General features: G+C 44.8%; 10 protein-coding genes. 4 read left to right on the top strand and 6 right to left on the bottom strand.

Translation table 11 applies throughout. The features are described from left to right. The first annotated feature begins 4 nt into the window (after positions 1-4). The 4 genes from CLV59_RS05645 to CLV59_RS05630 all read left to right on the top strand — a co-directional run bounded on the left by CLV59_RS05645 (position 5) and on the right by CLV59_RS05630 (position 4,831). Entirely contained in the window at positions 5-1,456 is a 1,452-nt protein-coding gene (locus CLV59_RS05645) for a RagB/SusD family nutrient uptake outer membrane protein (protein ID WP_111591049.1), read from the top strand. Positions 1,457-1,468: 12 nt separating this feature from the next. After that, positions 1,469-2,800 carry a zinc-binding metallopeptidase gene (locus CLV59_RS05640; RefSeq protein WP_111591048.1) on the top strand — a complete coding sequence of 444 codons (1,332 nt, stop codon included), beginning with the start codon at positions 1,469-1,471 and terminating at the stop codon, positions 2,798-2,800. 8 nt (positions 2,801-2,808) lie between these two features. After that, complete coding sequence (locus CLV59_RS05635; RefSeq protein WP_170137655.1) at positions 2,809-4,125, top strand: DUF4302 domain-containing protein; 1,317 nt, start codon at positions 2,809-2,811, stop codon at positions 4,123-4,125. A gap of 100 nt (positions 4,126-4,225) precedes the next feature. Further along, positions 4,226-4,831: a DUF6624 domain-containing protein gene (locus tag CLV59_RS05630; RefSeq protein WP_111591046.1), complete on the top strand. Its 606-nt coding sequence runs from the start codon at positions 4,226-4,228 to the stop codon at positions 4,829-4,831. Here CLV59_RS05630 and CLV59_RS05625 read toward each other — a convergent pair. The 6 genes from CLV59_RS05625 to CLV59_RS05600 form a co-directional block, all read right to left on the bottom strand. Further along, positions 4,828-5,814, bottom strand: a complete 987-nt coding sequence (locus tag CLV59_RS05625) for an MBL fold metallo-hydrolase (RefSeq protein ID WP_111591045.1) — start codon at positions 5,812-5,814, stop codon at positions 4,828-4,830. The two genes, CLV59_RS05630 and CLV59_RS05625, sit on opposite strands and share 4 nt — an antisense overlap. Before the next feature lie 153 nt (positions 5,815-5,967). Further along, positions 5,968-8,439, bottom strand: a complete 2,472-nt coding sequence (locus CLV59_RS05620) for a glycoside hydrolase family 31 protein (RefSeq protein ID WP_245950806.1) — start codon at positions 8,437-8,439, stop codon at positions 5,968-5,970. Between the two features lie 68 nt (positions 8,440-8,507). Further along, a complete protein-coding gene (locus CLV59_RS05615; protein ID WP_111591044.1) occupies positions 8,508-10,064 on the bottom strand; it encodes a RagB/SusD family nutrient uptake outer membrane protein in 1,557 nt (518 codons plus the stop codon). Between the two features lie 27 nt (positions 10,065-10,091). Next, positions 10,092-13,046 (bottom strand): SusC/RagA family TonB-linked outer membrane protein, encoded by a 2,955-nt coding sequence (locus CLV59_RS05610; protein WP_111591043.1) that lies wholly within the window; start codon positions 13,044-13,046, stop codon positions 10,092-10,094. Between the two features lie 394 nt (positions 13,047-13,440). Beyond that, on the bottom strand, positions 13,441-15,045 hold the full coding sequence (locus CLV59_RS05605; RefSeq protein ID WP_146616135.1) for a DUF6377 domain-containing protein: 1,605 nt from the start codon (positions 15,043-15,045) through the stop codon (positions 13,441-13,443). 51 nt (positions 15,046-15,096) lie between these two features. Further along, positions 15,097-15,552, bottom strand: coding sequence for a copper resistance protein NlpE (locus CLV59_RS05600; RefSeq protein WP_111591041.1), 456 nt, complete (start codon positions 15,550-15,552; stop codon positions 15,097-15,099). Positions 15,553-15,556: the final 4 nt, after the last annotated feature.

Here is a 15,556-nt window from a genome sequence, read left to right as displayed (position 1 = left end):
TATTATGAAGAAAAGATATTTATATATAGCTGCTGTAGCGCTTTTAGCCGGTACAAGCTGCAAGAAATACCTGGAGCAGGCGCCCGATCAACGTGCAGCCCTGAATTCACCGGAAAAAGTATCTGAACTGCTGGTGACAGCTTATCCTAACGGTAGCTATTTCACCTTTGCAGAAGCAATGTCTGACAATGCCATGGATGTTAGTACTACTGGTATTCAGGATCCAAAGAATGCGGATGCTTATTTCTGGAAAGATGTTACCTCTACCGCTCAGGATGGGCCAACCTGGTACTGGAATGCTTGTTATTCCGCTATCGCGGCAGCCAATCAGGCACTGGATGTTTGCAATAAAGCCAGCAATCCAAAAGACTATCTCGGACAAAAAGGAGAAGCATTGGTAGCAAGAGCTTATTCTCATTTTATGCTGGTATGTCTGTATTCAAAAGCATACGATCCAGCTACAGCCACTACAGATGTAGGTATTCCTTATGTTACTGAACCTGAAAAAGTGGTGGTAAAACAATATGACCGCAAAACAGTGGCATATGTTTATGAGATGATTGAAAAGGACCTGAAAGAAGGTATTCCTTTATTAAATGATAAGTATTCTGTTCCTGCATATCACTTCACCAGAAGAGCGGCACATGCTTTTGCGGCAAGATTCTACCTGTGGAAACGTGATTACGACAAAGTAATCGAAGAGTCTAACCTCGCTTTCCCTTCAAATGACTTTGCTGCGAATTTCAGACCATGGCTGAACTATCAAAGTGGTACTGTAACTACTACGGATTTACAGAACTTCTACACCAATGCTACCAATCCAGGTAACCTGCTGTTGGGTGAGGCCGTGTCTTCCTATGGTATTTACTACTACAGATATCAATATGCTATGTCTCAGAACAGATGCATACAGCTCATTAGTCCATTTGGTAACCAATGGAATGCGCTCAAGGTATATAGTACCAGCAGCACTTTCTATTTCGTAATGAAGTATCTCGCCTATTTCAAACGTTCCAGCATTAATGCGAACACGGGTGTTTACTATACCATGTGTCCATTGCTGACAACCGAAGAAACCCTGTTGAACAGAGCAGAAGCTTCCATCAATAAAGAGCTGTATACCAATGCGCTGGATGATATCAACGCATTGATCAGAGCGCGTATCACCAACTATAATACAACTACGCACCTGATTACAGATGCTCGTATCATGACTTATTATGCAGCCAGAACTACTGATAAAAAAGAGGCTTATCGTATGGCACTGCTGGATGTGAAACGCGCAGAATTTGTGAATGAAGGTATGAGATGGATGGACATTCTCCGTCTGAAAATGCCGGTTACACATACTAACTCCAAAGGTGACGTATTTGAGCTGGCTGCGGATGATAAACGTAAACTCTTGCAATTACCGGAAGAAGTTACCTTATCCGGTGTTCCTCTTAATCCTCGTTAATCTGCTGTAAGTATGAAAAAATATTTCATTTTAATTTTAGCATCTGCGGCAGTGTCACTGTCCGCCTGTAAAAAAACAGATGACCTGAACAAGCCTATCGTGGGCCTTGGCGGGGATACCTGGACTAAAACGCCTTTAGATAACTGGCTGTATAGTACTTTCACTCAACCTTTCAATCTGGAAGTAAAGTACAGATGGGATGGGTCTGAACTGGATCCTACCAAAACGCTGGTTCCTCCGGATACCGCAAGAGTGCGTCCGCTGATGGAGGTCGTAAACTCTGGCTGGATTCAACCTTATATCGCGGAAAAAGGCGCCACCTTTATTAAGCAGTATTCACCAAAACAATATATGCTGGTGGGTAGTGTGGAATACAATAGCGGTGGTACTGTAAAACTGGGTGAGGCAGAAGGTGGTTTCAGAGTTACACTCTACAATGTGAATAACTTCTCCAAATCTACCCGTTCAAACGTACAAGGTGTATTGAAAACAATTCACCACGAGTTTGCACACATTATGCATCAGACGATTATCTACCCTAAAGATTTCCCATTACTGACGGGTGGTAGTTATACTGCTGACTGGAATAACCAGCCACTGGCAGATGCTTATTCTTATGGTTATGTTACACAGTATTCCCGTGCCGCTCCTGAGGAGGATTTTGCAGAAATGGTGTCTGTAATGCTGACACAAGGCCGTGGCGGTTATGAGACACTCCTGAAACAAACAGGTGTAAACGTGGCCATCATCCGTAAGAAAGAAGCCATCGTAGTGGGATATTTCAAACAAAGCTGGGGTATTGATTTCACTGGATTGCAGACTAAAGTTCAGAAAGACCTGAACAGTTATTCCAATCCTCCTGTATTCGCACAGATTGGTTTCAATAAAGCTTTTACATCTTTTAGTATTAACCCTGCGCTGGTAGGTGGACAGTCTGATAAGTTCAACACAGCATGGGATGCTGCAAAAACGGCTATCCTGAACGTTAATACCACTGCCAAGTATACGCTGGAAAGCATGAACGTAGTATTCGCCAGTGCAACTTCCATGCAGCTGAAAGTAAACTTCCGTGCTGCTGCTGGTACTAGCGCGGGTACCCTGTACACAGGTACCTTCACCTATGATATGGCGGCAAACACCGCGGCAGAAACGTATACGTTTACTTATAACAGTGCTGATGCAAATGGCACCGTTATCGCTGCTGCTGCTAAACCGTTGACAGATTTCTTCACTGGTGCATTCAAAACCAATTATTTCTATGCTGCTGATGCAAAAGTAGAATTCGGTGGATTTGTAAAATCGGATGATGCTAGCACATTCACATTCGGAACCTTAAATCTGTAATGAACATCATGAAAAGACTCGCTTTATATACAATGTTGGCAATTTCTGCCACCGCATGTACTAAATCATCTGATCCTTTTATGGAGGATCCGGATAAAAGACTGATTCAGCGCCTGGATGAGGACATGCAACTCCTGACCTCCTCTCAATATGGATGGAAAGCAACCATTTATCCTAAAGGTGGTAAAGGGTTTTTCTACTACTTCAAGTTCAATAAGGATAACTCTGTGGAAATGTTGAGCGATTTCAATACTACCACAGCTACCACTTCGAAGTCCTCTACCTTCCGCCTGAAAGCACTTCAGTGGCCCACATTGATCTTTGATACCTATAGCTATATCCACTTGCCGAATGACCCAGTTTCGGGTGTAAGCGGTGGTACTGCTGGCGCTGGTCTTCAATCCGATTTCCAGTTTGCAATGGATAAAATGAAAGGAGATACCTTCTATGTGAATGGTATCGATAGAGGCAATGTGATGATGATGGTTAAAATGACCAGCACAGAACAACAAGATGTGCTGGGCGGTAAAATCGCTGATCGTATGAACGGTCTGCCAACTTACCTGGCCGGCAACCTGGCTCCTTATTTCCTGTTTAAAGACGGTGGTAAAGCAGATGCTGCAATTAATCTTACCACCCGCAGAGTAAGGTTTGGATATGTTGGCGATAACAATGTCGTAGTAAGTAAGAACCGCGGTTTTGCGTATACGCCAAATGGTATCATCTTGGACTCAGCATTTGTTTACAATGGATTCTCCATTCGTGAGCTGATCTGGGACGCTGCAGCGAAAAACTTCTATGCAAAAAGTGGCGATCAGACTATCTATCTGCAAACCGGTACTGCTCCTGTCGTTCCATTGAACCTCGTATATGGACCTGGTAAAGACTATACTGTAGTTGAGTACAGTGCCGCTACCCTGAAAGGTACCTTAAACAGTGATTTCGATCCTGTTTATACAGCCTGTCTGAATCAGCTGAAAGCCTATGGATATAATCTGAACTATATCCGTATGATACAGAATCCGGATTATACCTATACCGTGAGATTCAGTTTCTCTAATGCCACCACTACTTACCTCGCAGATGTAGTGTACTCCACTACTAAAAACGCTGATGGCACTTTCAAGTTCATCTTCGTTTCTCAGAATGCGAATGCTGGTGCATTACCACTTGCTTTTGTGGGTACCAGAAACTATTTCGAAAGCGCTCCTGCTTTCTCCATAGCATGGGTGCCTAACACCATTCCAGGTTCTACACTGACATTGGGCGGTTTCATTAAATCTACCAATCCAGCTCAGTTCTTCTACGGAACTGTTGGTAACTAAAAAAGAGTAGCATCTAATATAAAGAAGGTCTTCCTGGCAACGGGAAGACCTTCTTTCGTTTATGCGTTCCTTTTAGTATCTTCTCTGTAAATTCCACGGTATGAAATACTATGCTGCCTTATTAATATTATTTGCCTGTAACCCCTCTCCTAACCCAGTATCCTCCATGAAGCAGGAATTAATAGGGATCTATCAAAAGGATCAATTTTACAGGGAAGAATTGACAAAATCATCGGCCAACTGGCATCTCTGGAAGAAACAGGATAGCCTGGATGCCATCAATCTCAAACGGGTAACTTTTATCCTCGATTCCATGGGGAATCCTAGTAGGAAACTGTTTGGAGATACCGCTTCCCTGGCCTGTTTCCTCGTTATTCAACATGCAGATTCCGCTGCGCAGGAAAAGTATTTGCCTGTCTTTGAACAGGCCGCAAAAGCAGGAGACCTGCAATGGAAAGATGTAGTGAAGATGGTGGACCGTCTGCAACTGGCTAAATCCGGTACACAACGGTATGGTACGCAATATGCGCCTATTAAGGACCCTAAAACGGGCTACAATACCGATAAATACCAGCTGTCGCCCATTGAAGACGAAAGGAATGTGGATAAACGTAGGCAGGAAGTAGGCCTCCCTCCACTGGCAACAGATGCCAAAAAGCTGGGAGTAGACTACATACCTCCTGCCGATACGAATCACTTACACTAAACCGGATAAGCATACGTCTCTGCTACCCATTCAAATCCATTACCCTGTTTACGGGCATGTCCTATTCCTGGCCATGGCAGATGATAAGCGAAGATGGCAGCTCCGTTGTCGGCTAAACGCTGCAATACTTTTTTTCGTGTAGCCGCGGCGAGTTTTAAATCCGTGTCTCCATTAAATCCCCATTCAGGATGTGGGAACAATAATACATCAGAGTGAATAAGGTCTGCAATATGCACCATCTCCTGCCCGCCGGAATAAATATGCGTAATGGTATGACCTGGCGTATGACCCGGCGCAATTTCCAGCCGAATACAATCAAATAACGTCAGTCCATCTTCGAAAAGCTGCAGCTGAGGCTTGACAGTACGGAAAACCTTTTGGGTGCCTAACGCGAAAGTATGCAGTAAGGCTTTATCCTCGAAGGTTGATTTGGAGAAATCCTGTGTAGGCGCCATCCAGAAATCATGTTCTATACGGGAAAGATAAACAGTCGCATTCGGGAAGTTCAACTGACCATCTTCTTTTACCAATCCACCTATGTGATCAGGATGACCATGTGAAATGACCACTGCATTAATCGCTTCGGGCTGTATGCCAGCATCCGCGAGGGATTGCAATAACCAACCTGAATTTTTACCATATGCGGCTCCCACGCCCGTGTCTATCAAAATCAATTTATCCTGCTTCCTCACCACCAGCATATTAATGCCCAGATCAACATGATCAGTAGGACGGAAGTTTTTCTTCAGTAAATCATCTACTTCTTTGCGGGGAACGCCTGGGGCAAAAATAGGCTGTACTTTATCCATATGGACATACCCATCTGTTACGGTGGTGAGCTCTAAATCGCCCAGTGTAAAACGGTGAAAAGGCCTGCTCTTGAGGTCTTTGGGTGCAGTTACGGAGGCTAACAGCTTGGTCAATGGAAGTGCTGTACCAACTCCTGCCAAAATCATGTTTCTGATGACGGATCTTCTATTCATTTGTTTTGTACAATTTGGTACCAAAGGTATCCGACCCCAATATGATTGACAAGTAGGCACTAAAAAGTGCCCTACTTACTAAAAGGAAACTAATACTGAAAATCAATTGAATAGATAAAGGCCTCCCCGAAAGCAGGGAGGCCGTTTCCCTATTTATAAATCCACGTTAATAACTTGATTGGAATAGGCAATAACCATTTGTGCAACTTGGCAACTATCGGCAGCAATGTGGGACCCCTGTGGATCGAATCTGGAGATGGGCGACAGAAAGGAATAACCAGCCGTTTGTAACGACATTGGTTTCCCATTGACCTTCACCTGCTGTAAGGATGTAAATCCATGCAGGATCAGTTTCACATAGTGAAATTTGCTGTCCAGATTTCCTGTTTTCTCCTCCAGGGTAATCTTGCTGACTGTTGGCTGATAAGTAATGCGGCGTTGGTAATAATTACCTTTTTCATAATCAAAGCTTTCTCCGTCATCCTCATAATAGACAAATGAGTGATCGTCATCACCCTTGTACACATGAAGGGACAGGGTATCAGTGGGTTGTTCCGATGTACTCTGTACAAGGGACTGCATAGGGATGATACTGCTGCCTTTGACATAAACCGGTAGCGCTTTGGTGCTCAAGGCAGTGATAACTTCCTGGCTACCGGAGCGAATGGTATCTGTATACAAATCATACCATTTTCCGGCAGGGAAATATATACTGCCAAAATTGGAAGTACTCTCGAATGGCGCTACCAGAAAGGCATCTCCAAAAAGATATTCATTCTGAAAACGAGTATCATAGACTTTATTGTCGAAGGTATTGTCAATGGCTAAAGTGCGCATAACAGGCATGCCGCTGTTAGTGGCTTCATACATCTTGCTGTATAGATATGGCAGCAGATGATAACGTAGGTTGATATAATTTCGGGAGATTTCCAACGCTTCTTCACCGAAGGCCCACGGCTCGGCTGATTTAGTGTTCACCTGGGTATGATTCCTGAAATATGGAATGAATGCGCCAATCTGCATCCAGCGGGTATAAAGACTTACAGATGGATTACCGGTAAAACCGCCTACATCCATACCTGAAAAAGCGAATCCACTCACACCTAAGCTGTTCAGCAGTCGTATTCCTAACAGCATATGATCCTCTTCAGCACGATTATCGCCTGTCCAGATAGCGCTGTAACGCTGAGAACCGGCATAAGCGGCGCGGGTAAGCAAGAACGGTCGTTTTTTCAGTTCTTCCCGTGCGCCTTCATAGGAGGCGCGGGCCATTTCCAGTCCATATACATTATGCGCCTGTAAATGTGATACCGGATGGTCTTCAAAATTGAATACAACATTATCCGGCATTTTTTGTCCCCAGGTGGCTATTTCATTCATATCGTTCCAGATACCGGTCACACCGTTACGGATATACGATTTAATAGCAGTTTTCCACCAATCCCTTCCGCGGACGCTGGTGAAATCAGGGAAATGACACCAACCCGGCCATACCTGACCAGTATAGTATTGGCCGTCGCTGTATTTGATGAAAATATCATTCTGTTTACCGCTTTCATAGGCGGCGTAGCCTTGTTCTACTTTGATGCCCGGATCAACGATGACGGTAAGGTGTAGTCCCATCTCCCGCAGTTTATCCGTCATTCTTTTGGGATCGGGAAAACGTTCTTTATTCCAGGTAAATAATTTGTAGGCATCCATGTAATGAATGTCGAGGGTGATACCATCTGCCGGTATCTTCTTTTCGCGAAGCGTTTGCGCAATGCGCATGACTTCCGTTTCAGGATAATAGCTGTACCTGTTTTGCTGGTAACCCAGGCTCCATTGAGGCGGCAGCGGGATTCTGCCAGTAAGTGCCGTATAGGAGGAAATGATGTCGGCCAGGCGGGTATGATAAATGAAATAATAATTCATCTCCCCACCTCTTGCGCCGAAAGAGGAGAATCTATTATTGCTGGCGCCGAAATTGAACTCCGTACGGAAAGTATTATCCAGGAAGATACCATAATTGAGATGATGATGAATCCCAATATAGAAGGGAATCGTAGCGTATATCGGATCGCTGTTGACGGCATATCCGAAAACGTCTGAATTCCAATTCGTATAGGCTTCTCCTTTACGATCCAGGTTCCCGGTTTTTTCTCCGAGTCCGATGAATCTTTCTGCTGCCTGCATTTTCTTGTAGGTGGTCACATTTTCCTGTACCCAGGAGGTGGTGAGTCCTGGTTCATCTTCATTGATTACTTCGCCGGAAGGTGTCAGGAAGCGGATGGCGAAAGGAGATTTTTGAATAATTACCTGTAGCGAGTCCGTAATGATTTTGAGAGACACGTTGTCCTGTGTAATGGCGGCTTTCACTTTTTGTGGCGAAGCGGTTACTGCGTAGGAGAAATCCCGGGAAAGAGGTTGTTTATCCATGCGTACGCGAATAACTGCTGCACTGTAAACCGTCACATTGGCGAAGGCATTGTCGAGGGTAATGTCTACAGATGATGCATTGATAACGGCCTTTTTAATATTCCCGACAGTTCGGACGGGCTGCTGTGCGGCCATTGGCAGGTTGGCCAGTAAGAGCAAGCCTACGGCAATATGCCTGCAATGATGCAGCATTTTAGCGGTATACATGAGTGAAAATATTATAGGAAGAAAAACAGCTACCGACATCGTGGAAACTGTCGGTAGCTGTGTGGATATTAGTACCCTGGGTTTTGGATCAGGTTTTTATTTACAGCCAGATCGCGGGTAGGAATTGGGAAGAGCAGATATTTTTTATCATCCTTGGATTTCAACTGCCAAGGATCGAGGAACTTACCGAATCGGATAAGATCCTGTCTGCGCCAACCTTCCCAGTATAATTCACGTCCTCTTTCGTCGAGGAGTGTGGGTAAATCAATGGCAACCAGTATGGAAGCGCCGCGTTTTGCACGGATGGTATTTACAATCGTCAGTGCCCCTGCGGTATTACCTGTTCTGATCATTGCTTCTGCCTGCATCAGTAATACGTCTGCATAACGGAAGAACACATAATCGTTACTGGCTTCGTTACCGTCTTTTGCGGTAGTAGATGTTTTGAAGTCCGGTGGATATTTAATCACGCGGATACCGGTTACTTCCAGATTAGTGCCGGTTTCTTTGAGTTGTACGGCTGGCGTGAATGCCAGCATGTTTCCTTTTCTGTCTTTCAATGCCACTCCATTTTGGTCATATTGTTGACCAATGAGGAAGCCTACACGTAGTCCGGAGACATCCGTAACGCCTGTATAAGCGGTGCCTTTGCGGATATCGCCATCTTCAAATTTGCCGTAGAAATCGGAAAGGGTGGCGAAACCGTTCCAGCCGCTGGGGTTCTGGTTATAGTGTAAGGTGAATTTCCAACGGGCGTAGGTCGCATTACCATTACGAGCTGTACTTTGGTTAGGACCATTCTGCTGTGTGAAAATGTTTTCTGTGGATTTTACATCGTTATCGTAGGAGAAATTGTCGAAATAGTTTGTAGCAAGACTATATCCTCCCGGTCCGCTGATGATTTCATTGGCATAGGAAAGTACCTGTTGCAAATCTGCGGGATCGAAGGTCGGCGCTTGTCTGTTCAGGAAGGTGCCTTTGTTGAGATAGCATTTCATGAGCAGGAATTTCGCGGCGTCTTTATTAGCGACATAGGCAGGGGTGCCTGGTCTGTCGTCCAGATCCGGAATAATCGCTTTCAGCTCCGAGATGATGTAATCCATGGCCTCCTGTGTTTTCATCACTCTGGGGGCATTCAACAGGGTATCTGTAGGATTCCTGAAAGGCACCTGTCCCCAGAGATCAACCACCGTGAACATAGACAATGCGCGAAGGAAGCGTGCTTGTGCGATCTGTGATGGGGTTGGGCGGAAGTTCAGCACATTGGTAGCGGCGAACTGTAACTGGAGCAAACTGGTGAAAGTATTCTGCACATGTGCATGGTCTGGCGTCCAGGTATGTTCATGTAATGCGCGCCACACGCCGTTATCGTCCCAGTCGCCGGCACGGGTAGGGCCAACTGCTTCATCGGTGGACATTACAGACATGCCCCAGCTGTTGGAGAAGTCCTGGTAAGGCATTTGTAATCCATCGTAAGCATTTTGCAGCAAGGATTTGGCGGTGATAACGGAGTCGGCTTGACCTCTGGTAAGGGTAGATCCCAGGTCTTCCTTGAGGGAGCAGGCCGTGAAACTCAAACTGATGGCCACCGCAGCAAAAGTAGTTCGGATGATATGTTTAGTCATAGTGTTTTCTTTTTAGTGAATGGTTGATTACAGGGAGAAAGTAAGACCGAACATTACGCTTCTGGCGGTTGGATACGGAGAGTATTCAATACCGAAAGATGTAACGCCATTCACGCTTTTATCCGTGTTTACCTCAGGATCGAAGCCGGAATATTTCGTTAATACAAACAGGTTCTGGCCGGTAACAGATAAGGTGGTGTTTTTAAACACTTTGCCTATGCCGCCAATGGAGTAGCTGAGTGTAATGTTGTCCAGTTTCAGGAAATTACCATTTTCGAGATAACGGGAAGACACGGTGATGGGATTGGCCAGGGATTCGCCATTACCCAGTAAGGATTTGGCGATATTCCGGGAGCCCAGGTTACCAATTGGCAGAACTGTGTTTGCTGTGTTGTTATAGATCTGGTATCCGAATGCGCCATGGGAGCTGATACCCAGCGCAAATTTTTTGTATTGCACCTGCGTATTGATACCCAGCAGGGTTTTCGGATTTGGATTAGTGAGATAGTAGAAAGCGCCATCTCCACCGTTATAAATTGCCTGACCCTGACTATCAAAGCCCTGGAACTGACGCACATAGAATGTATTCAGCGGCTTGCCATTTACCAGTTGCTGAGAAGTGGCGCCAGATACGCCCTGGCCACTGATAGCGCCGGTGAGTACCGGAGGTCCGTCGTAGTTTTTCAGTTCGTTATGCATGAAGGCTGCATTCACGCCCAATGTCCAGAGGAGATCTTTATGTTTGATGATATCTCCGCGCAGGGAAAGTTCCAGTCCGTTGTTAATCACATTACCCGGCATGTTCATCCAGTAGCTGGATGCAGGCGCAGGCATGATGGCAGGGAAGCTAAACAGCAGGTTGCTGGTGTTTTTGAAGAAATAATCCACTGTACCGGTAATGCGGTCATTCAGTATACCGAAATCTACTCCTACGTTTACTTGCTTACTGGTTTCCCATTTCAGTTTGGAGTTATACACATTTACAAGCGCAGATTTGTTGTTGGACAATAACGCATACTGTTCCTGTGCAGATCCGGAAGGGAATTCCTGGTTTCCGGTGATACCCCAGCCGGCGCGGAGGGCCAGTGTTTGGAATATGCCGTTGTCTTTCATGAATGCTTCGTTATGGATATTCCATTTCGCAGCGAACGAAGGGAAGGTGCCATAGCGGTTATCCGCACCGAATTTGCTGGACCCATCTCTTCTCAGGGTTGCATTCAGGAGGTATTTGTCCAGGAAGTTCATTTCTACCCTGCCGAATACTGACTGTACTTTACCGGTAGGGTTGCGGTAAGAACTCATACTGGTATTGGACTGTGGGGCAGATTGTAACTGGTCCGTATAGTCGATCGCGTAAGTAGCGAAGCCTCTGGCATTATTGCTTACTCCTGCGTAATCAAACTGCTGATACTCATAACCGAGCATCGCTTTCAGATTGAAGGCGGCGGTCAGTTGTTTCTGATAGGTCAGCGTGGAGTTAAAAAGTTGGGTGTTTAATTCAGCCGTATTGTAATAGGCCTGGCCTTGATTCATCACACCGGAAAGGTTGATGAAAGATTTGATGCCGGTTCTTCTCTCTCCTACCTGGTGATTCACGCTATACATCGTTCTCAATACCAGGTCTTTAGTGATTTGAAGGTAAGGCGACACACTGGCAAGGATATACGTAATATTGGCTTTGTCGTCGTAGGAGTCAGACATTGCTCTTGGATTCACGGAACCGCCTTCTCCCAGCAAGTAATAAGAGCCGTCTGGGTTGAAGATAGGCATGGTAGGGTTCCATTGCAGCGCCATACCGATCAGGCTTCCAGTGAAACCAGCGTCATTACTGATGGGAGCCAGTTGTTCCTGTGTCTGGGCAGCCATGATATTATAATCCAGGCCCAGAATATTGTTATCCAGGAAGGTATTCTGACCGTTGAGGGTGGCAGTATACTTCTTTAAGCCGGAGTTACGAATAATACCTTGTTGGTCCATATAGCCGAAAGAAGCACGATAGCGACCGGTTTCATTTCCTCCACTAACGGCAACGCCTATATTCTGAGTAAGTCCTGTGCGCAGAATAGATCCCATTCCATCGGAGCTGGAGCCATAGTCGCCACTGGTAAGATTATACTGTTTCAGCGCATTACGATATTCATCGGCATTCAATACCTGAAGTTTCTTCATAATGTTGCTGACACCTGCAGAATAGTTCACATCCATTCGGGCTGCGCCGGCTGTTCCTTTTTTGGTGTTGATCATGATCACACCGTTGGAGCCGCGGGAACCATAGATAGCAGTGGCAGACGCATCTTTCAATACATCCATGGAAGCGACATCATTAGAGTTGATAAAGTTCAGTGGGTTGGCATCCGCTGTTTGTCCCAGTCCTGCTGCGTTTAGGCTTGGACGTGCTACACGACCATCCAGTGGAACTCCGTCTACAACATACAGGGGCTGGTTACCAGAACGTAAGGAAGAAAGGCCGCGAATACGTACAGTGGTAGCGGCGCCTGGCGCACCACTGTTGTTGATCACCATCAGACCGGATACTTTACCCTGAATGAGTTGATCCGGAGCTGTGGTAATACCCTTGTTGAATTCTGCTGATTTAATGGAAGCTACAGCTCCAGTAAGATCTTTTTTGCGAGTAGTACCATAACCCACTACCACCACATCAGAGAGCGTGGAGCTTTCTGATTGCAGGCCGATGGTCAGAGATGTTTTGCCAGCTATACTGATTTCCTGGGTTTTGAATCCTATAAATGAGATAACAAGCGTGGCATTGGCGGGTACTGATTGTAAAGTAAATGAGCCATCCGGACTGGTGGCGGTCCCGGTTTTAGAGCCTTTGACAGCTATAGTGGCGCCGGGAATAGGAGCGCCTTTGTCATCTGTCACCTTGCCCGTAAAACTTTTGTTCTGGGCAAAGGCAATGCTGTTGATTAACAGCACCAGCACGGCAGCGATGAGGCAGCGCAGGAGTCGTGATTTGGTCATAAAATGGAATTTTGATTCAGTAATGAAACATGTACTGTTACGTGGATTTTATGAAACGTTTGAATTAAAGATTTTCAGGAGGACATACGCTACCTGAAAGACAACAAGTGTTCTTTCTGTTTACGTGGATTTATTTAATTCCTTTAGTTGAAAAAAGAGATTTTAACGTGGTTAATAAATATTGGCTCGGGTATCTTTTTCAGCTTTGGTTGTGAATTTTTTCAATACATCAAAATAATGCATCTGATTTCAGGCTAACAATTTATCAAGACAAAATATAGAAAAAATTGACCCCGTTTATGCTATATTTTTTATTAAAAAATTGATAATCATCGAAATACAAACAAATATTTATTTTGAAAATATCGATGGCTTCAGTGGGTTTTATAACTGTTTATAAGGCTTTAATGGTCATAATCCGGTCTTCAAAGTCTTCATTTGGCACCAGTGACCGCTTCTTGATTTTGGTTTTATAAGCATAGATAGTATTCACAGAATATTCCAGAATACGGGCAATCTGATCATTATCTGTAATACCAATTCTGATCAATGCAAAGATGCGCAAATCAGTATTCATCAACTCATTTTCCTTCAAAAGTATTTGATTGTCTTTGTCAAATAGTTTGTTGAATTCGTCAACAAAATGAGGGAAAATCCGCAGGAATACACGATCGAAGTTATTATACAACTCTTCTCTCTCTTGTCGGATGTTAATGGAGTTGATGAGGAAACGGAAATCGGCGGCATTCCTGCTCTCTGAAAGTTTTTGCTCCAGGTTCTGTTTGATTTTCTCAATCTTGCTGATATAATTCGCATTGATGTTGAAAAAGTAGCCGATATATTCTTCTTTGATTTTATTCGCTTCTTCCAGTTGACTGTTGGCTTCCTGTTGCTTTAGATGAGCAGACGTAATAGCCAGTTTGGCCTGCTGTACTTTCCTGATCTGACGGAATACAATGATCGTCATGGCCACCAATGCCAGGAATAAGAGGGTTACAATTGTTGCGTAGATTAAGAGCGACTTATTCCGTTGTTCTGCCGTATTGATTCTTTCTTCTTCAATGATGGGCAGAATATTGCTTACCATCACCTTTCGCTGGCGGGCGCCGTAGAATGTAGCTTCTGTGATAGCGCGTTCTATGTATCGGGAGGCATTCTTAATATCTCCTTTTTCAAATAAATAGGTGGCTAAATTATAGGCTGCCAATGTTTCTTTTGTGGAGGTGCGAATGTCGGCGATGGCAGAACGGGCCATCAGACTAATCGCCGTATCCCGCTGATGGATTTTCATGTACATGATACCAAGACTACAAGCGGCAACCGCTATCTGTCGTTCATTTACATGAGGATCATTCAGATTGGGAAATACGGCTAAAGCGCCGAGGATATTTCCATTCTTATAGAGCTGCTCCGCCCGGTGAAACCGGTATTCAAAAGCAGTGGAGTCCATCAGGTGAAGGGCAGAATCCATATAGGCGATACCGTTACGGGTATACTCCGGGGCAAAAAACTGGTCCTGGTTATATTCCGCCATATCGGAATAAAACCGGCTCTTCATGAGGAAGAATTGTATCCTGATGTCGTCAGGCATGCCGGAAACATCCAGGTTATTCAAGTAGGTGGCAGTTTCGGTAAACATACCGGAAGAAAGCAGGATAAATCCCAGTTTCACCCTGGCATTGACGATGCGTACAGGATCATGCAACTGCTCTCCTATCTGTTGCATGGCTTTGCCATAGATATATGCAGAGTCGAAATTGAAAACCTTATAGGCTTCGTATAGTTGTTGGTAGATATTGTAAGTGGATTCCCTGCTACCGGAAGATGCCAGCAAATGCCGGATACTGTCGATTTTATGAATCCTGACAGTATCAAAGGAGGCGGCCTGTTCGATAGTACGGTTTAGTGCCTGGAGAATACTGTCCTGGTAAGACTGCTCCCGGGCCTCTGCTACAAATGAAATCAATAAAAAGAACAAACAACCAAATATTCGCCTCATACAAGTTGGTCAATATTTTTCCGGATGATGAGGTCTAATTTAATCTAATTTTTATTGTTTCTTCAGACTATAATTGAGATTACTGGGGATTGCTTTTTGGTCCATATCCAGCATGCGGAGTTCATCCTCACTAATTTTCTGGTAGTAGCGTTGCAGGTTCTTATCCTTGTCGGGATTAAGCGTAATAATGATGGCATTAGGGTCGTTGACACTGCCTTTGGTAATAAGGTAAATCCCTTCGGAATTGAAGTCCTGATCGCCTTTATTATTCAGTCCCTGATAGGTTTCCGTCATTTTGAAATGGTGGACAATACTATCTGGAGAGGTGATGGTCAATTTGGTAAGAATACCGCTGCAATCGGCGCAAGGAAGAGTTCCGGAATAGGTGATATATTGCTCGGTGGCGGTTTCAGTAGTATTGGCTGTCCCTGATTTTTTTGCAGACTGGTTACAGGAATAGGAAATAGTGATCAGCAATGCCACTGTTACCAGTGTAAGTTGTTTCATATAG

Origin of the sequence: Chitinophaga dinghuensis (genome assembly GCF_003259435.1) — a bacterium.
Classification (GTDB): Bacteria; Bacteroidota; Bacteroidia; order Chitinophagales; family Chitinophagaceae; genus Chitinophaga; species Chitinophaga dinghuensis.
Note: the sequence above shows the minus strand (reverse complement) of the source record. Positions and strands in the feature narration are given on the sequence as shown.

Bases quoted from the DNA above. Each gene is read 5' to 3' on its own strand.
- CLV59_RS05645 (WP_111591049.1), top strand. From the start codon at position 5: ATGAAGAAAAGATATTTATATATAGCTGCTGTAGCGCTTTTAGCCGGT.
- CLV59_RS05640 (WP_111591048.1), top strand. From the start codon at position 1,469: ATGAAAAAATATTTCATTTTAATTTTAGCATCTGCGGCAGTGTCACTG.
- CLV59_RS05635 (WP_170137655.1), top strand. From the start codon at position 2,809: ATGAAAAGACTCGCTTTATATACAATGTTGGCAATTTCTGCCACCGCA.
- CLV59_RS05630 (WP_111591046.1), top strand. From the start codon at position 4,226: ATGAAATACTATGCTGCCTTATTAATATTATTTGCCTGTAACCCCTCT.
- CLV59_RS05625 (WP_111591045.1), bottom strand. From the start codon at position 5,814: ATGAATAGAAGATCCGTCATCAGAAACATGATTTTGGCAGGAGTTGGT.
- CLV59_RS05620 (WP_245950806.1), bottom strand. From the start codon at position 8,439: ATGTATACCGCTAAAATGCTGCATCATTGCAGGCATATTGCCGTAGGC.
- CLV59_RS05615 (WP_111591044.1), bottom strand. From the start codon at position 10,064: ATGACTAAACATATCATCCGAACTACTTTTGCTGCGGTGGCCATCAGT.
- CLV59_RS05610 (WP_111591043.1), bottom strand. From the start codon at position 13,046: ATGACCAAATCACGACTCCTGCGCTGCCTCATCGCTGCCGTGCTGGTG.
- CLV59_RS05605 (WP_146616135.1), bottom strand. From the start codon at position 15,045: ATGAGGCGAATATTTGGTTGTTTGTTCTTTTTATTGATTTCATTTGTA.
- CLV59_RS05600 (WP_111591041.1), bottom strand. From the start codon at position 15,552: ATGAAACAACTTACACTGGTAACAGTGGCATTGCTGATCACTATTTCC.